Raw genomic sequence first — 17,232 nt, 5'->3', positions numbered from 1 at the left:
GGATTTCCTCAGCCCCGTGCCTAGCGGATGTTCGGGTCGAAGGTGAAGATCACCAGCGTGCCCAGAAGGATGGTGAACACCGTGGCGGTGTACAGCAGGCCCTTGAGCCACAGGCGCGTGTTCGGGCGCTCGGCGTAGTCGTTGATCACGGTACGCAGGCCATTGGCGCCGTGCAGCATCGCCAGCCACAGCATCAGCAGGTCCCAGACCTGCCAGAACGGGGACGCCCAGCGGCCGGCCACGAAGGCGAAGCCGATCTTGGAGACGCCGCCGTCCAGCACCAGCTGGATCAGCAGGTGGCCGATGACGAGGACCACCAGCACGATGCCCGACAGGCGCATGAAGAGCCACGCGGCCATCTCGAAGTTGCCGCGGGCCGACTTCGGGGTCTTCCCCGTCCGCTTGCGGGGCGGCTCGATGTACGGAGCCGGGTTGTCGACGTCGTAGAGGCTCTCGCCCTCGACCGGGCCGACGGCGGACTTGGTGAAATCAGTGGACATCTCGGACATCAGCTCCCGAACACTTCGCGTACGGCGTGGCCGAGGACGGGGTACAGGGCGCCCACCATCAGGACGAACCAGATGGCCATCACGCTCCAGAGCATCTGCTTCTGGAAGCGCGGGCCCTTGGACCAGAAGTCCACGGCGATCACACGAAGGCCGTTGAGCGCGTGGAAGAGGATGGCGGCCACGAGGCCGTACTCCAGCAACGCGACGAGCGGGGTCTTGTAGGTGGCGACGACCTCGTCGTAGGCCTCGGGGGAGACGCGGACGAGAGCGGTGTCCAGCACGTGTACGAACAGGAAGAAGAAGATGAGGACGCCGGTGACTCGATGAGCCACCCACGACCACATGCCTTCCCGGCCGCGGTACAGCGTTCCAGCCGGCACGGAAAAACCCTCCGGGAGCGGGGATCAGGGTCGGCCGGCTTCGATGTCGGTCTGACCCGGCCGGGTACGGTCCACCGGCCCCGGTCATCGTAGCGACGACTTGTCGGATCCCTCGCGCGGGGTCCTCAGGTGTGATCAAACAGGCACGGACGGGCTACCCGGGGGCCCGGTTCGTCCGATCAGACGGGACAGACGGGCACGAGCCAGGCGGCGCAGCTCGTCCGCGGCGATCGCCCGCTCCTTCTCCGGGGGGTGGCTCATACGGGTGTGGATGGCCGACAGCGCTTGGTTGAGCTGCTCCTCGGGCCGGTGGCCGTCCAGGCAGATCACGAAGGCGTGGTGGAAGCGGCTCTCGTACTCGGCGTGCGCGGCCTCCCACGCGGTGTGCGCGGCCGACGGGGTGCCCGGGGGCAGGCCCGCCGACGTCTCGTCGGCCAGCGCCTCGTCCAGGTCGGCGCCGGACAGGTCGTAGCTGGCCTCGTCGGCGGCGGCGAGCAGGGCGTCCAGCGTCGGGTAGGGGCGGTGGGCGGCGACCAGCCGGGCCCAGCCGCGGCTGCCGCAGCAGGCGAGCAGGGCGGCCTCGGCCGCGGCTGCCGGGGCGGCGTTGAACCGGGCCAGGCCTTCGGTGGCGTGGGCGCCGCGGCCCTGGGCAGGTATGGGCCGGGCACGTCCGGCCTCGGGGCGCTGGGCTCCCGGGGGCGTGCCGTCGGGCCGGGGGTCCTGGCGGCGGGCGGCCGCGGCGCGGTCGGCTCCGGCCGGTGTCCGCGCGGCCTCCGGCGGGGCGTGTCGCGGGCGGGTGGCCCCCGCGGCCACGGTGCCCGCTCCGGGCGTGGCGGCCCTGGCCGGGGCGGTGGGCGGTCGCTTCGGGACGCCTGCGGTGGGGTCGCCGGCCATCGTGGGCTCCTCGAAAAGGACAGCGGGACAGCGGAGATCTGTGAGGAAGGTGTGAGGGAAGGGGCACAACATTACCCAGGGTGAGCGTGCGCTGTGCGGGAGATGCGAGAAGTTCACCCGGAAGGGATGGTTTCCGTACACCCATGGACACCCCATGGACGGAGGTAAGCGCGTGAACCGGCATTCCACAGGGGGTCTCGTCGCGGCCGTGGTGCTCTCGCTCACCGTCGCGGGCTGCGGGGAAGGCGGCGGCGGAGACCGGGGGACCGCCCCGCCCGGCACCGCGACCACTCCGGGGACCGCTCCGGCGACCGGTCCGGCCACCACGCCGACCCCCGAGGCGTCGCCCACCCCGTCGGCCACCCCGTCACCCACACGGACGTATCCGCTCTCCACCGCGCCCCGCACCATCCCGTCGGTACGGGAGCACGAACCCGCCCGGGGGCCCGGCTGGCGCCCCGGCAGCGGCAGCGCGGTCGTCGTGGCCAAGGGCAGCGGCGCCCTCGCGGACGAGGCCCGGCTCCTGGCCGGCGAGCTGAAGACCGCCTACCGGGGCGAGGGGGCCGCCCGCGCGGGCGACATCGAGCTGGCCCTGAACACCGGACAGGCCGGCGGCCCCGAGTCGTACACCCTCACCACCCGGGGCGGCCGGGTGCGCATATCCGCGCCCGACCAGGCGGGGGCCTTCTACGGCACGCGGACCGTCAAGCAGGCACTCCGGTCGGGCGGGGCCGTCCCGGAGGGCGTCATCCGGGACCGGCCCGCCAAGCCGCAGCGCGGCCTGAACCTCGACATCGCCCGCAAGCACTTCAGCGCCGCGTGGATCGAGGACCGGCTGCGTGACATGGCCGACCTCAAGCTGAACCAGCTCGGCCTGCACTTCTCGGACGACCAGGCCTTCCGCATCGAGTCCACCTCGCACCCCGAGATCGTCTCGCAGCCGCACCTGACCAAGGCCGAGGTCCGCCGCATCGTGGCGCTGGCGAACCGGCTGCACATCAGCGTCGTCCCGGAGGTCGACTCGCCCGGACACCTCGGCGCCGTCCTGCGGGCACACCCGCAGCTCCAGCTGCGCAACGTCCAGGGCACGCCACGGCAGGGCGCCATCGACATCTCCAAGCCCGCGTCGGCCCGGATCGTCGACGACCTGCTGCGTGAGTACGCCGAGCTGTTCCCCGGCCCGTGGTTCCACGTCGGCGCCGACGAGTACCAGGCGCTGACGGTCCGCGACCCGGCCGCCTCCTACCCGCAGCTCGCCCGGGCGGCGCGGCAGAAGTACGGCGCGGGCGCGGACGTCGAGGACCTGGCGACCGGCTGGCTGAACGACCGCGCGGCGGTGGTCAGGTCCGAGCGGAAGAAGGCCAAGGCCTGGAACGACGGCTTCTTCGCCGGGGGCCCGGTGAGCGCCCACGAGGACATCGAGGTCGAGTACTGGACGGGCAAGGAGATCGGCGCCCGCGAACCGGTGGAGTACCTGCGCGAGGGCCGCCGGGTGGTGAACCTCAACGACGAGTACCTCTATTACGTCCTCGGCGAGCCGAACCAGTTCACGTACCCCACCGGCCGCCGCATCTACCAGGAGTGGACGCCGCTGGTGCTGCGCGGCTCCTCGGCGGTGCCCGAGCGGTACGGGGACCAGATCCTCGGCGGCCGGTTCGCCGTCTGGTGCGACCTGGCGAACTCCCAGACCGCTGCGCAGGTGGCGAACGGCATCCGCATGCCGCTGCGCGCGACGGCCCAGAAGCTCTGGGACCCGGCCACGCCGCAGCTCACCTGGGAGGACTTCCGGGCGCTCGCGGACCGGCTGGACGGAGGCTGAGCCCGGGGGCGGAGCCGATCGTCGCTGAAGCGATGGTTTCCCGCCACACGTAGTGACGGATTCCGGCCATGCGGCGCAGTAAGGGGAGTACCGCGTCCGCGACGGGAGACGTCCATGAGCCAGAGCGCGCAGGAACTGATCGCCGAGGCCGGCGAACGGGGGCTGGCAGCCTCCGCGCTGGCCTGCCTCGACCGCTGCCTTCCCTTGCTGAGCACCGCACCCGACGACCTCCTCAGGCCCCTGTGGTGCTGCGTGGCCGAGGACGGGGCGGGCTGGGCCGAACGGCTGGCGGAGGTCCGGGCCGCGTCGGAGGAGACCGACGGCGGCGACCTGGCGGTACTCGTACGCAAGATGCTGGGCGCCGCCCCCTCCACGTGGGACGGGGCGGCGCTGCGCCCATGGGCGTCGGTGTGTTCGCTCACCGCGCTGGAGGTGCACGGAGAGCTCGGCGGCGGGCCGCTGATGGACGCCGAGGAACGGCGCCAGGCGCAGGTCCTGGAGTTCCTCGCCGACACCCCGTCCGACGGCCCGCCCGCCGGGCTCCGGCCGGTACTGGAGGTCTCGGCCGAGGCCCGGCGGGTGCTGCGCGCCGTTCTCGCGCGCCGCGACCGCGGAGCGTGAGAGCGCTCCGACGGCTCAGGGCGCGAGCAGGCGGCCGATGCGGCCCGGCTCGGCCGGGCCCGACGGCGGGACGCGCGCCGGGTGTACGAATCGGGCCGCGCCGGCCTGACGGGAAGCCGTCCCACTGCCGCACGGGCAGGCCGGGAAAGGAAAAAGGGCGGCAGGGCAACCCTCTGCGGGCGTTGTGAGTCTCCTGAGTGATCACGCCGTGATCGCACTGACGAGGAGACCATCATCACCGCCATACGCAAGACCCTGACCGCCACCGCAGTCGTCGGCGCCGTTCTGGCCGGTTCGGCCGCCTGCGGGACGGTGGAGCAGCTGTCCGCCGGGAAGAAGCTCGACCGGGCCTTCGAGAAGCTCGGCAAGGAGAAGACGATTTCCTTCGAGCTCGACCTGGACACCGACGCGGCGTCCCTCAAGGCGCTGGACGCCTCGTCGGACCCGGAGCCCGGCGACGAGATGCCCGACGAGGCCGCCGACCTGCTCAGCGGCGCCAAGATCAGCGTCACCGTGGAGTCGAAGAAGCCGATCGACGAGTCCGGCGAGAAGGACTACGTCGGCATGGCCATGAAGGTCAGCACCGCGGACGGCGACCTCGTCGAGTACCGGGTCGTCGGCGACTACAGCTACTTCCGCGCCGACATGGAAGCCATCGCCGAGGTGGCGGACAAGCCCCTGCCGCCCACCGACGACCTGCCCCCGGAGGCGGAGCCGTTCAAGAAGGTGCTCGACGGCGAGTGGGTCAAGTTCAACACCAAGGAGATGGAGAAGGCCGGCGCCGAGATGGGGGCCGAGCCCGGTGCGAAGCCCTCGCCGGAGCCCACGCTCGACGCCAAGACGCAGAAGAAGCTCCTGGACGCCCTCCGGGAGACGATTGCCCGCGAGGTCGACTTCAAGACCTCCGGCGACAAGGACGGCACCGAGCACATCACCGCCACGGCCCCCTTCCGCACGCTCGTCACGGAGCTGCTCGGCGAGATCCGGCCGCTGGCCAAGGACCTGCCCCCGGGCATGGAACTGCCGACGGACAAGGACCTCAAGGACGCCCCGGACGCCAAGGTCTCCGCGGATTTCACGCTCAAGAACGGCGAGCTGACCGAGGTGAACATCGACCTCGCCAAGCTGGCCGAGGACGCGAAGGTCAAGAAGTTCGGCCTGGTGCTGCGGCTGAGTGAGGGCGAGAAGCCCACCGCTCCGGCCGGCGCCACCGAGCTGGACCTGGAAGAGATCATGGGCGGCTTGGCCGGCGCGATGATGAGCGAGGAAGAGCTCGGCGACGAGGGCTTCCCGGAGGAGGACTTCCCCGAAGAGGGCTTCCCCGAGGACGCGGCGTAAGCACACCCCGGGACGGGGGCGTGCGGGGGACAGGAGTCTCCGCCGGGCTCACCGCCCTCACCCGGTGGTGCCTGGAGTTCACGCGGGTGGCGATCGGTGCCCTCTGCCCGGTCGCCGCGGCCCCTGCTCCTCTTCCGCCGCCGCTCCGGGTACGCGTGACGGCGTAGGCGCCGGGGACGTTCCGCCCTGCTGTCTGATGCGGCCCGAGCGGGGCACTCGTCGTCGCGGGCGGAGAAGTCCCGGTGCGGCGGCGGGAGGTCGGTCGGTGATGACGCAGGGGCGGCGAGTGGACCCCGTGCAGATCCTCATCCGGGTCGGCGACACCGACCCGGACCTGGGCGGAAACGAAGAGGCCTACCAGGAGTGGGTGTACCTGGCCCGCGAGGCCGGGTGGGACGTCGTCGAGAGCCCCGGCTTCCAGGGGCCGGGGGGCGGCGGTACGGAGTGCGGGCGCGTGGAGATCGAGGGGCTCGCCTACCGCGTCCATTACGGCCTGCGGGCCCGTCTGGACCTGCCGGACGGCGAGACGGTCCTCACGTACGCCGCCTGGGCCGAGCCCGTGCGGTGAATGACTGTACGAGCGCGGAAGCGGACGGCGTGTCCGGCCGCCACGTACGAACCGGCAGCCGAGCCGCTTGGGTTCCGGCCTCTCCGCGCGGCGGAAGCTGTGCCACAGGGGCCTGCTGCGGCTGCTCCCCGGCGTGCCGACCCGGCGCGCCCGCCTGGCCCACCCTGCTGTGGGCCACCGGCCGCGGCGACATCCCGGGGCGGGAGCGGCTCCGTCGCGGACGGCGGAGAGAACTGAATGGTCGTACGGGGGGACGGCGTATGAGAAGTGACACGTTCCGTTCCGTGTGACGGATGTGGCGTGGACGTCGCTGGGTCAGGCATGGATGGGACTTCAGCACACCGCTGGACGCGACGACGGCGACGGGACGGAACCGGCCGGCGCTCGGCCACGGCGTCGGCGTCAGAAGGCGCTGCTGTGACATTTTCGGGTGCCCCGACGCAGTTGAAAGGTGGGGGACTGTGACGGGCGGCGCGAAGAGGGCAGTGTGGGGGCGTACGACACGGAGCTCGGTGCTGCCGTCGAGCGCGCCCAGCAGGGAGACGAGGACGCGTTCGCGCGGGCGTACCGGCTGGTCCACCCCGGGCTGCTGGGATACGTGCGCGGGCTCGTCGGCGACGACGCGGAGGACGTGGCGGCCGAGGCGTGGCTGGAGATCGCCCGGGACCTCGGGCGGTTCCAGGGCGACGGCGCGGGTTTCCGCGGGTGGACGGCGACCATCGCCCGCCACCGGGCGCTCGACCATCTGCGCAAGCAGAGGCGGAGCCCACGTACCTCGCTGATCGAGCAGGACGTGCTGGAGCTGCCGGGCGGCCAGGACACCGCCGCCGCGGCGCTGGAGAGCCTGTCGACGGAGCAGGCGCTCGCGATGATCCGCGGGTTGCCGCGCGAGCAGGCCGAGGCGGTGCTGCTCCGTGTGGTCGTGGGGCTGGACGGCCCGGCGACGGCGAGGGTGCTGGGCAAGCGGCCGGGAGCGGTGCGCACCGCCGCGTACCGAGGACTGAGAAAACTCGCCGGGCGACTGGCGCAGGGCGGAGCCAGGGGATGAGCAGGAACAGGATGTCGAAGGACGGTGACGCCGGGACCGGCGACACCGGGTTCGGTGACGGCAGGTTCGGTGACGGCGCGGTGTCGGCCGCGCTGCTGGCGGCGGTCGTGCGGGACGGCAAGGTGGACCCGGCGGGCGAGGAGCGGGCGGTCGCGGCGTTCCGGGCGGCTCGCAACGAGGGCGCGCACGCGGTACGGAGAACCCGGAGGCGCGACGACTGGCGGCCGGGCCGGGCGCGGCGGCTGCGTTCGCTGCGGGCCACGGCGATGGCCCTGGCGGCGACCGTGCTGGTGGGCGGGGTCGCGGTGGCGGCGCAGACCGGCGCGATCCGCTCGCCGTTCGGCTGGGGTGGCGGCGGTGCCGCCCCGGAGCCCCGGCCCTCGACGGTGTCCACGCGGGACGAAGCCGTGCCCGCCACGCCGCTCGCCGAGCCGGAGGGCGGGCGGCACCGTCCGGCGTCGACGCCCGAGTCGGGCACCGTCCCGGGGGCGGGCGCGTCGCGGGCGATCGACGGTCACCCCGGCGGGAAGGGCGGGACCGCGCCCACTCCCACGCCCGCGTCCACGTCCACGTCCAAGGGCGGGGCCGAGGCGGACCCGGGGGCGCGGACGGTTACGAGGCCCGGGCAGAAGCCGAGCGAGAGGGCGGGGCGCGAGCCGGACGCGAAGGGCGAGGAGAAGGCCGGGCACAAGCCGGACGCGAAGCCCGAGGCCAAGCCACAGGGGAAGCCGGGCTCCAAGTCGGACGCGAAGCCGCAGGGCAAGCCCGGCAACAAGCCGGACGCGAAGCCGCAGGGGAAGCCCGGCAACAAGCCGCAGGGCAAGCCCGGCAACAAGCCGGACGCGAAGCCGCAGGGGAAGCCCGGCAACAAGCCGGACGCGAAACCGCAGGCCAAGCCGGGAGCGAAGGGCGAGGAGAAGGCCGGGCGCGGGCGGGGCGGGAAGCCCGGGGCCGAGGCGGTCGGTGAGACCGGCGCAGACGCCGGTGGCGCGACAGGCGGCGCTCACGGCCCGAAGGGCAGGCAATGACCTGCACGCCCGTCCGGGGCGGAGGACGACCGGGGCCGCCACCCCCCACAGGAGAGGCCCCGGCCGTCGTCCACGGGTCCGTGGTACGGCCCCGTACTCCTATCAGCGCCACGCGTGCGTTTTCTGTCACACCGCGCTCGGTCAACGAGACGTTGCAGGTTGTACAAGACATGGACGTGACGCCGTGCGACCACGTAGCGTGCTGCTGCGCGCCGGGCGGAGCGACGGCGGTGACCAGCCGCGATGACGAACAGGTAGTGGAAGTGCTGGGGGACGACGCGGAGCTGACCACCGCAGTGCTCGCGGCACAGGACGGGGACGAGGAAGCCTTCCGTGCTGTGTACCGCGCCGTGCATCCGCGGTTGCTCGGCTACATACGCACGCTGGTCGGCGACGCCGACGCGGAGGACGTCGCGTCCGAGTCCTGGCTCCAGATCTCCCGCGACATCGCCCGGTTCAGCGGGGACGCCGACCGTTTCCGGGGCTGGGCGGCCCGTATCGCCCGCAACCGCGCCCTGGACCACTTGCGCATGCGCGGCAGGCGGCCCGCCGTCGGTGGGGACGAGACGGAGCTCAACGACAAGCCGGCCGAGTCCGACACCGCGGACGAGGCTATGGAGGCGTTGGCCACGGGCCGCACGATGCACCTGATCGCACAGCTCCCGCAGGACCAGGCGGAGGCCGTCATCCTGCGTGTCGTCGTCGGGCTGGACGCCAAGAGCGCCGCCGAGACGCTGGGCAAGCGACCCGGCGCCGTACGTACCGCCGCCCACCGCGGACTGAAGCGGCTGGCCGAACTGCTGGACGCGGACGGCGCGCCCGAGCCGGCCGGGACGGCGCCCGGCGCGCTGAGCGCCGTACCGCCACAGCCCGGGCGCCGGGTCGGTTCAGGGGTGCGTACCGGTGTGACGCATTGGCGCTCGCGGACGCAGAAGGACATGTGATGGCCGACGAGCGGGACGAGTGGCTCGACCAGGACGCGGCGGAGAACCTGCTGCGGGGTGAATCGGTCGGCCCCGTCGACGATCACGCGCGGGAGCGGGCACGGAAGGTCGAGCGGGCGCTGGACGCCCTGCGGGCCTCCGCCGACCCGGCGGTGGGTGAGCTGCCGGGCGAGGAGGCCGCGCTGGCGGCGTTCCGCGCGGCGCGGGCGGAGAAGGCCGCGGGAGCGCGAGCCGCCCTGGGCGCCTCCCGCGTACCGGAGGCGGCGGAAGTCGGCACGGTCCGCGCTCGGCCGGGGCCCCGTGGCCGGATGCGCTGGGTGCGGCCCGTGCGCTGGGGCCTGGCCGCGTCGGTGGCCGGCCTGGCCGTCGGCGGTGTGGCCGTCGGCGCCGGTACGGGCGTGCTGCCGGTCCTGGGCGGCGACAGCGAGCCGCTGCCCGCCGCGTCGGTGTCCGCCGCCGCCACGCCGGGTACGCCGACGGCCGAGGGGACGACCGGCGGGTCCGGCTCCGCCACGCCCGGGACGGCCGGTGAGCCCGGCGGCGTACCCCCGGCGGCGTCGGCGACGCCCGGCACGGGTGGGGAGCGCGCCCCGGGGCGGCCGGACCCGGAGGGCGGCGACGGCGCCCGGGACCAGGACGGCACCAGCGGGTGGCCCGGCGGCGACACGGCCGATGTCGCGGGCCCGGAGTCCGGATCCGTGTCCGGTCGGGGTGCGGACGGCACCTGGTTCGCGCGGGCCGTCCAGGACTGCCGCGACTACCGTGACGGCCGCCTCGACCGGGACCGCCGGCAGAAGCTCGAGGCCGCCGCGGACGGCGCGGCGAAGTTCAAGGCCCTCTGCGACAAGGTGCTGGCGGGCGACGCCCAGCACCAGAACGGCCCGGCCGGCGCCGGCTCCGGTGGCACGGGTTCGGGCGGCTCAGATTGGGGCGGCTCGGGTTCGGGCGGCTCCGGTTGGGGCGGTTCGGCTCCGGGTGCGGGCGGCTCCGCCTCCGGCGGCTCGGGCAGCGGCGGCTCCGGCCCCGGGACCGGCCCGGGCGGCGGCTGGGGCGGCGAGGACAACGGCGGCGACGGCGGCGGCTCGGACGCGGCGCGCCCCTCGGTCTCCTGGCGTCCGCTGGCTCCGTCGCTCTCCGTGCGACACACCGGACTGGCCTTCTGAACCCCTGTGACCTGCGGTTTCAAAATTTCTTCGGTGAAGGTGTGACGTTTTTCCGCCCCGCGGCGCAGTAATGAGTGAGCCGACTGGTCATCGGCAGCGCAGAGAGCCGGGGTTCCCCCCGTACCTACGGCTCAGCGCACATGGCGCGGGCGGGACACGTTCCCCCGGTCCCGCTCGCGCCCTCTCCCCTCTCCCCTCTCCCCCTCCCGCCGTCACCAGTGGACGACGACCTTGTCGCCGACCTTCACCTGGCCGAAGACCGCGGAGAGCCGCTCCCTGTCCCGTACGTTGACGCAGCCGTGCGAGCCGCCGTTGTAGCCCCGGGCCTTGAAGTCCGCCGAGTAGTGCACGGCCTGCCCGCCGCTGAAGAACATCGAGTAGGGCATCGACGTGTGGTAGAGCGTCGACTCCCACTCCCGCTCCTTGCGGTCGGCCTTGAAGGTGCCCTCCCGGGTCGGCGTGTTCTCCGAGCCGAAGCGCACGTCCATCGCCGAGACCACCTTGCCGTCGATCATCCAGGCGAGGGTCCGGCTCTCCTTGCTGATGCAGAGCACCCGGCCCGTCATACAGCGCGCGTCGGGTTTGTCCAGCTCGTTGGTGGTCGCCGGGCGCAGCTCCCCGGCGGTGGGCTTGCGCGACGCGGCCGTCAGCTTCTCCCAGGTTCCGCCGTCGACCTCGCCGGTGGCGGACAGGCCCTGCTTCTTCTGGAACGCCGAGACCGCCTCGGCGGTCATGGAGCCGTAGAAGGCGGTGGGGCTGCGGTGGAAGTGCCCGAGCTGGCGCAGTCGTGCCTGGAGCTCACGGACCTGCTCGTTCTCCGTGCCCTCCGCCATCAGCGCCTTGTCCTCGGGCGTCGAGGAGACCGGTGCGGAGGCCGCCGGCTCGGCGCCACCGGCGGCGGAGGCACCGGAGGACGGCGAGGCACCGGAGGACGGCGAGGCACCGGAGGACGGCGAGGCACCGGAGGACGGCGAGGCACCGGAGGACGGCGAGGCACCGGAGGACGGCGAGGCGGTGGCCGACGGTGACGCCGGCGAGGCGGGCGCGGAGCCCCCGGCCGCCCCCACGGCCTGGGCGGTGCAGCCGGTGGCGGCCACGGCCACGGCCGCGGCGGCCAGGACGGTTCTGCGTATGACGGACGTGCGGTGCATGTGAGCCCCCCGAGTTGATGACCTGTACCTGGATGGATGCTTCCCAGGGGTGCTTGGTTGCGCGGCACGGAGCATGCTGTGAGCAAGGTCCCAGCGTGCGGCTCTCCACCCGCCGCACGCCCGCCGCTACAGTCCGTCGCGAGGGTCGGTACCAGCGAGTAGGTCTAATCGGAAGGCACAGCACATGGCGCGCGAGTCGGAGTCGGGTCTGCCCATCGAGCCGGTGTACGGGCCGGACGCCCTGAGCGGGTGGGACGCCGACGAGAAACTGGGCGAACCGGGCTCGTACCCCTTCACGCGCGGTGTCTACCCGACCATGTACACCGGCCGGCCCTGGACGATGCGGCAGTACGCCGGCTTCGGCACCGCCGTCGAGTCCAACGCCCGCTACAAGCAGCTCATCGCCAACGGCACCATGGGCCTGTCGGTCGCGTTCGACCTGCCGACCCAGATGGGTCACGACAGCGACGCGCCGATCGCGCACGGCGAGGTCGGCAAGGTCGGCGTGGCGATCGACTCGATCGACGACATGCGGATCCTCTTCGGCGGGATCCCGCTGGACAAGGTCTCCACGTCGATGACGATCAACGCCCCCGCCGCCCTCCTTCTCCTCCTCTACCAACTGGTCGGCGAGGAGCAGGGCGTCCCGGCGGACAAGCTGACGGGCACGATCCAGAACGACGTGCTCAAGGAGTACATCGCCCGTGGCACGTACATCTTCCCGCCGAAGCCGTCGCTGCGGCTGATCGCCGACATCTTCAAGTACTGCAAGGCCGAGATCCCGAAGTGGAACACCATCTCGATCTCCGGCTACCACATGGCGGAGGCCGGGGCCTCGCCCGCGCAGGAGATCGCGTTCACCCTCGCCGACGGCATCGAGTACGTCCGTACCGCCGTCGCCGCGGGCATGGACGTCGACGACTTCGCGCCCCGCCTGTCGTTCTTCTTCGTCGCCCGCACCACCATCCTGGAGGAGGTGGCGAAGTTCCGGGCCGCCCGCCGGATCTGGGCCCGGGTCATGCGGGACGAGTTCGGCGCCAAGAACCCCAAGTCGATGATGCTGCGTTTCCACACCCAGACGGCGGGCGTGCAGCTGACCGCCCAGCAGCCCGAGGTGAACCTGGTGCGCGTCGCCGTGCAGGGCCTGGCGGCGGTCCTCGGCGGTACGCAGTCGCTGCACACCAACTCCTTCGACGAGGCCATCGCGCTGCCCACCGACAAGAGCGCCCGCCTGGCGCTGCGCACGCAACAGGTCCTCGCGTACGAGACGGACGTCACCGCCACCGTCGACCCGTTCGCCGGGTCGTACGTCGTCGAGAAGATGACGGACGAGGTGGAGGCCGCCGCCCTGGAGCTCATGACGAAGGTCGAGGACCTCGGAGGCGCCGTCAACGCCATCGAACGCGGCTTCCAGAAGAACGAGATCGAGCGGTCCGCCTACCGCATCGCCCAGGAGACCGACTCCGGCGAGCGCGTCGTCGTCGGCGTCAACCGCTACACCCTCCAGGAGGAGGAGCCCTACGAGCCGCTGCGCGTCGACCCGGCGATCGAGGCCCAGCAGGCCGAGCGCCTCGCCAAGCTGCGCGCCGAGCGCGACCAGGCCGCGGTCGACGCGGCGCTCGCGGAGCTGAAGAAGGCCGCCGAGGGCACCGACAACGTGCTCTACCCGATGAAGGACGCCCTCAAGGCGCGGGCGACGGTCGGCGAGGTCTGCAACGCGCTGCGGGAGGTGTGGGGGACCTACGTCCCGACGGACGCGTTCTGACGGGCACGTTCCGGCGGGCAGGTCCGGTGGGCGGGTTCCGGCAGACGCGTTCCGGCGGGTGCGGCCCCCTGACGCCGTGTGACCGCGCGCTTCAGGCGGAGGCCCGGCGGGCGCGGAGTGCGCGGAGAGCTCGGAGTGCGCGGCGGGCCAGTCGGCGGGCCGGCGCGTTGCGGGGGACCGGGAGGCCGCCGGGCAGGCCGAGGACGGTGAGGCGGCGGCGCTTGAAGTAGCGCAGGGTCCGGGCGTCGAGGTGGGCGGACAGGTACCGTTCCGCCGCCGGGCGGAGGTCCGGACGGATCTGGGGCTGCATGGCGAAACCCACGGCGTGGACGAGACCGGTGAGGTCGTCCACGGCGTGGGTCCCGCCGGTCTCCAGGCCGGGCAGCAGCGCGTCCGCGAGCGTCACCGGCACCCGGTTGCTGTTCTGGTACGGGGAGAGGCGGTCCAGCAGCATCCCGGTGCCCAGGCGGGCGACCGGGAGGCCGTGGAAGCGGGCTGCGGTGAACAGGCCGGTCGAGAAGCAGGCGACCACCAGCGCGGGCCGTAGCCGCCGGAACAGCACCTCGGCGAGGACGGGGCGGTCCACCACGGTGAGGTCGGCGCCCAGCTCCTCGGCCGCCCGCTCCAGGGCCCGCGACCAGGACGCGGGCGCCAGCGGGTGCGGCTTGAAGACGAGCCGCCGGTGTCCGCGCGCCACGGCGCCGCGCACCATCCGCACGTGCAGGGCCTCCTCCTCGGCGGGGGAGAGGATGCCGAGGGCGGCCAGGTACTGGCCCAGGACCAGGGCCGGACCCCCGCCCCGGGGCTCCGGCTCGCACACGCCCGGCTCGTCCACCGCCGGCTCGTCCGCAGCCAGTTCGTCCACCACCTTCGTGAACGCCTCCGTCGGCACCACCTCCGCCACCGCGCCGAACTCCGCCAGCAGCAGCGGCCGCAGCCCCGGCACCAGGTCCAGGTGCAGCACCCGCCGCACCCGCTCGCCGACCAGCGGGTCCAGCCTGACGCGCGTCGGGCCGTAGCTCATCAGGCCGTCCGCGTACACGTCGATCGGCGCCTCCGGGAACAGCCGCGCGACCGTGAGCGCGGGCGCGACCTGGAGGGACTCGACGACCAGCTCGACCGGTTCGTCTTCGCCCAGCCCCCACAGCAACCGCAGGTACCGCTCCCACAGCGGAACGTCGTCCGGCCGGGGCGACCACGTGCTCGGGTGGAAGGGCGCGACGGCGTCGTTCCACGACCGTACGGAGTCGAAACGGCCCCGCAGCCGCTCGAAGCCGGGCATCCGGTCCAGCGGGACGGCCGTCTCGGGAACCGCCGCGTTGTTGCAGACCAGCAGCAGCCGGCGGCCGGCGGGCGGGAAGCAGCCACTGTCCAGCGCGGCGGCCAGGGTGACGGCGCCGTACAAGGTGGAGGCGCAGAGGATACGGGTGGTCATGCGGCGGCCCCCGCCCGGACGGGGCGGCGGCGCAACCGGCGCAGCCGGGACGCCCGCTCGGCGTCCATCGTGTCGAGGGCGTCGTCGAGTATCCGCCGCGGCATCCGTTTCAGGGCGGCGGCGCTCAGTGTGCGCAATTTCCGGGCGACCGGCGCCTCGAACCGTTCCAGCGACCCCAGATGGTGGGCGATGATCGCGCAGTAGGTACGTACGGCTTTCGGGAGGAGCTTTTCCGCGTCGGCGTCCTCGGCCGTTTCCGCCAATATCTGGTCGAAAGCCCGGATGAAATCCAGCTGTCGAATGTCGCCGATCTGTGTGAGGGACGAGGAGATACCGCGCCGGTAGAAGATCCCGAGCGTCCCGATCGCCGCGAAGGAATCCGCCTCGCGGTGCAACCGCCATATCCACGGCCGGTCCTCGGCGGTGCGCAGGCCGTCGGTGAAACGCAGCAGCCCCCGGTCGGCGAGACGCCGGTGGTACATCCCGGCCCAGGCGTACGGGTAGTCGACGGAAGTGGACCGCTCGGCCGGCAGGATCGCGTCACGCGGGCGCAGCACCACCCCGCGCCGGCCCACCGGAACCCGGTGCACGGTGCGGGTCCCGGCGGTGCACCGGACGTGGTCCGTACGGACGAAGTCGCAGCCCAGCCGCTCGATCGTGGCGAGGACCCGGGCCAGATGACCCGGTGCCAGCCAGTCGTCGCCGTCGAGGAACGCCAGGTACTCGCCACGGGCCGCGTCGATCCCGGTGTTGCGCGCGGTGGCCAGCCCCCGGTTGCGCGGGTGGGCGAGCAGCACCGCCCCCGGCAGTTCGCGCGCCGCCCTCGCGAGGATCTCGCCGGTCCCGTCCGTCGAACAGTCGTCGACGAGCAGGAATTCGAAGTCCTCACGAGCGTTGGCGCGCAGGCTCGACAGAGTGTCCGGGGCGTATGTCTGCACGTTGTGGAACGGCACGACGACGGAGAGCTTGACCACCCGCGAGACGTTAGGCGCGGCAGCCGTCATCGAACACGACCGGAAAGGGATGGGCGGTGAACACTGCGCGGCACGCTCATTAACCGGATTTCCACCGGACAGCAGCCAGACGCTGTTCACCGTTTGTTGCGGCCGAGTTGGGCCGGGCGGCCGGGCGACCTTTCTAACGTCCTCGGCGTGTCCCCACGCAACCGTGAAGCGGTGCGGGTCGCGGTACTCGCGGACTCCGACACCCGATGGAAATGGGGCGCCCTGACGGCGCGCCGCATCAGCCCGCCCGGCCACCGGGTGACCGGCTTCGTGCTGCGCGGCCGGGCCACCCCGACTCCGCGTCAGCTCGCCGAGGTCGGCGCGGACGTGGCCGCTCCACGTGAGGTGACCGGGGCGGAGTTCCTCGCGGCGGTCCGGCACGAGGCGTACGACGTGGTCGTCCTCGCGCTCGTCGGCGGCACCGTCCAGGCGATGCTGCACGGCCTGGCCGGCATGGTGCTGCCGCGCCGCCCGGTGATCGTCACCGGCTACGTCGGCGTCGTCTACGAGAAGCTCGCCGACGGGTTGCTGCTGCGGCACGGGGCCGACGTCGTGCTCGCCAACTCGCGGGCCGACGCCCGGCGGTTCCGCGCGGTGTACGAGGGCGTCGGGGCCGGCGCGTCGGCGGTGGTGGAGGCGGCGCTCCCGTTCCTCGGCGGGGCACGGTACGCGCCGGTCCCGGGCCGCGACACGGTCGTGTTCGCCGCGCAGCCGTCGGTGCCGGCGTCGCGGGCCGACCGCGCGTACCTGCTGCGCCGCCTGGTCGAGCACGCCCGGCTGCACCCGCACCGTGAGGTGCTGCTGAAGCTCCGCTCCAGGCCGGGCGAGCACACCACGCACGTGGAGGAACACCCGTACCAGAAACTGGTCCAGGGGCCGCTGCCGCCCAACGTCCGGATGGTGCACGGCCACATGGGCGAGGTCCTCGACGGCACCGACCTGCTGGTCACCGTCTCCTCCACGGCCGCCCTGGAGGCCCTGCACCGGGGCGTCCCGACGGCGGTCCTCACCGACCTGGGCGTACGCGAGGCGCTCGGCAACCACCACTTCATCGGCTCCGGGCTGCTCACGTCGTGGGACGCCCTCGACGGCGGCCACCGCCCCCGGCCGGACGACGCGTGGCGGGCGGACCAGGGCGTGGCGGCCGACGGCGCGTACGAGCGGGCCTTCGACGCGGCGCGGGCCCGTGTGCTGGACCTGCTGGCCGCGCCCGCCCTGCCCCCCGTCGCGCCCTACTACACGGCGGCGACGGCCCCCGGCTACCTGCCCGGGATCCTCGCCCGCCACCGCCTGGACGCCACGGAGGCGCCCGCCGCGAACCCGGTACGGCGCCTGCTGCGCGACGCCGCACGTGGCGTCTACCGCCACGGGGTGCAGCGCGTCGCCCCGGCCATCCGCCGCCTGGGGGAACTGTGACCGCCCGCCCGGCCCCCGCGCCCCCCGCCCCGGCTCGCCCGGAACCCGACCCCGCCCCGGCCCGGCCGCCCCGCGCGGCGACCGCCTCCCCGGCCCGCTCGGCGCCCGCCCGTGCCGCCTCCACCCGCGCCACGTCCACCCGCGCCAGG

The 17,232-nt window shown here is 73.3% G+C and carries 17 protein-coding genes; 11 read left to right on the top strand and 6 right to left on the bottom strand.

The genetic code is table 11. The annotated features are described in order from the left end of the window. Positions 1–20: 20 nt before the first annotated feature. The 3 genes from ABD347_RS27240 to ABD347_RS27230 all read right to left on the bottom strand — a co-directional run bounded on the left by ABD347_RS27240 (position 21) and on the right by ABD347_RS27230 (position 1,783). The gene (locus ABD347_RS27240) at positions 21–500 is read right to left on the bottom strand and encodes a succinate dehydrogenase hydrophobic membrane anchor subunit (protein ID WP_344366162.1); all 480 of its coding nucleotides are present in this window, start codon (positions 498–500) and stop codon (positions 21–23) included. An 8-nt stretch (positions 501–508) separates the two neighbouring features. Continuing rightward, positions 509–889, bottom strand: coding sequence for a succinate dehydrogenase, cytochrome b556 subunit (sdhC, locus tag ABD347_RS27235; RefSeq protein ID WP_344366159.1), 381 nt, complete (start codon positions 887–889; stop codon positions 509–511). A 135-nt stretch (positions 890–1,024) separates the two neighbouring features. Then, positions 1,025–1,783 carry a 2-oxo-4-hydroxy-4-carboxy-5-ureidoimidazoline decarboxylase gene (locus ABD347_RS27230; protein ID WP_344366157.1) on the bottom strand — a complete coding sequence of 253 codons (759 nt, stop codon included), beginning with the start codon at positions 1,781–1,783 and terminating at the stop codon, positions 1,025–1,027. A gap of 172 nt (positions 1,784–1,955) precedes the next feature. Between ABD347_RS27230 and ABD347_RS27225 the strand changes: the two genes are divergently transcribed. The 8 genes from ABD347_RS27225 (at position 1,956) to ABD347_RS27190 (ending at position 10,312) form a co-directional block, all read left to right on the top strand. After that, a complete protein-coding gene (locus ABD347_RS27225) occupies positions 1,956–3,602 on the top strand; it encodes a beta-N-acetylhexosaminidase (protein WP_344366154.1) in 1,647 nt (548 codons plus the stop codon). A gap of 114 nt (positions 3,603–3,716) precedes the next feature. Then, complete coding sequence (locus ABD347_RS27220) at positions 3,717–4,223, top strand: hypothetical protein (RefSeq protein ID WP_344366152.1); 507 nt, start codon at positions 3,717–3,719, stop codon at positions 4,221–4,223. Between the two features lie 312 nt (positions 4,224–4,535). Then, positions 4,536–5,561, top strand: coding sequence for a hypothetical protein (locus tag ABD347_RS27215; RefSeq protein WP_344366150.1), 1,026 nt, complete (start codon positions 4,536–4,538; stop codon positions 5,559–5,561). Between the two features lie 286 nt (positions 5,562–5,847). After that, positions 5,848–6,129, top strand: a complete 282-nt coding sequence (locus ABD347_RS27210; RefSeq protein WP_344366147.1) for a hypothetical protein — start codon at positions 5,848–5,850, stop codon at positions 6,127–6,129. Between the two features lie 487 nt (positions 6,130–6,616). After that, on the top strand, positions 6,617–7,177 hold the full coding sequence (locus ABD347_RS27205; RefSeq protein ID WP_344366146.1) for an RNA polymerase sigma factor: 561 nt from the start codon (positions 6,617–6,619) through the stop codon (positions 7,175–7,177). Continuing rightward, positions 7,174–8,205: a hypothetical protein gene (locus ABD347_RS27200; protein ID WP_344366144.1), complete on the top strand. Its 1,032-nt coding sequence runs from the start codon at positions 7,174–7,176 to the stop codon at positions 8,203–8,205. Before ABD347_RS27205 ends, ABD347_RS27200 begins: the two co-directional genes overlap by 4 nt. A gap of 263 nt (positions 8,206–8,468) precedes the next feature. Continuing rightward, positions 8,469–9,149: an RNA polymerase sigma factor gene (locus ABD347_RS27195; RefSeq protein WP_344366294.1), complete on the top strand. Its 681-nt coding sequence runs from the start codon at positions 8,469–8,471 to the stop codon at positions 9,147–9,149. Then, entirely contained in the window at positions 9,149–10,312 is a 1,164-nt protein-coding gene (locus ABD347_RS27190) for a hypothetical protein (RefSeq protein ID WP_344366142.1), read from the top strand. The genes ABD347_RS27195 and ABD347_RS27190 overlap by 1 nt, the downstream gene beginning before the upstream one ends. A gap of 212 nt (positions 10,313–10,524) precedes the next feature. On the opposite strand, the gene ABD347_RS27185 is transcribed toward ABD347_RS27190, so the two are convergent. Continuing rightward, on the bottom strand, positions 10,525–11,145 hold the full coding sequence (locus ABD347_RS27185; RefSeq protein WP_344366141.1) for a L,D-transpeptidase family protein: 621 nt from the start codon (positions 11,143–11,145) through the stop codon (positions 10,525–10,527). Here ABD347_RS27185 and ABD347_RS27180 point away from each other — a divergent pair. Both ABD347_RS27180 and ABD347_RS27175 read left to right on the top strand, forming a co-directional pair. Further along, entirely contained in the window at positions 11,132–11,467 is a 336-nt protein-coding gene (locus ABD347_RS27180) for a hypothetical protein (RefSeq protein ID WP_344366140.1), read from the top strand. The genes ABD347_RS27185 and ABD347_RS27180 overlap by 14 nt on opposite strands. Positions 11,468–11,647: 180 nt before the next feature. After that, entirely contained in the window at positions 11,648–13,228 is a 1,581-nt protein-coding gene (locus ABD347_RS27175) for an acyl-CoA mutase large subunit family protein (protein WP_344366138.1), read from the top strand. Between the two features lie 91 nt (positions 13,229–13,319). Here ABD347_RS27175 and ABD347_RS27170 read toward each other — a convergent pair whose 3' ends face one another. Both ABD347_RS27170 and ABD347_RS27165 read right to left on the bottom strand, forming a co-directional pair. Beyond that, positions 13,320–14,663: a polysialyltransferase family glycosyltransferase gene (locus ABD347_RS27170; RefSeq protein WP_344366136.1), complete on the bottom strand. Its 1,344-nt coding sequence runs from the start codon at positions 14,661–14,663 to the stop codon at positions 13,320–13,322. Beyond that, positions 14,660–15,637, bottom strand: a complete 978-nt coding sequence (locus ABD347_RS27165) for a glycosyltransferase family 2 protein (RefSeq protein WP_344366133.1) — start codon at positions 15,635–15,637, stop codon at positions 14,660–14,662. Before ABD347_RS27165 ends, ABD347_RS27170 begins: the two co-directional genes overlap by 4 nt. 177 nt (positions 15,638–15,814) lie before the next feature. On the opposite strand from ABD347_RS27165, the gene ABD347_RS27160 reads away from it, so the two are divergent. Then, a complete protein-coding gene (locus ABD347_RS27160) occupies positions 15,815–17,083 on the top strand; it encodes a DUF6716 putative glycosyltransferase (protein WP_344366132.1) in 1,269 nt (422 codons plus the stop codon). Positions 17,084–17,232: the final 149 nt, after the last annotated feature.

This window comes from Streptomyces gobitricini (genome assembly GCF_039532985.1).
Classification (GTDB): Bacteria; Actinomycetota; Actinomycetes; order Streptomycetales; family Streptomycetaceae; genus Streptomyces; species Streptomyces gobitricini.
This window is presented reverse-complemented; position numbering and strand designations above follow the sequence as displayed.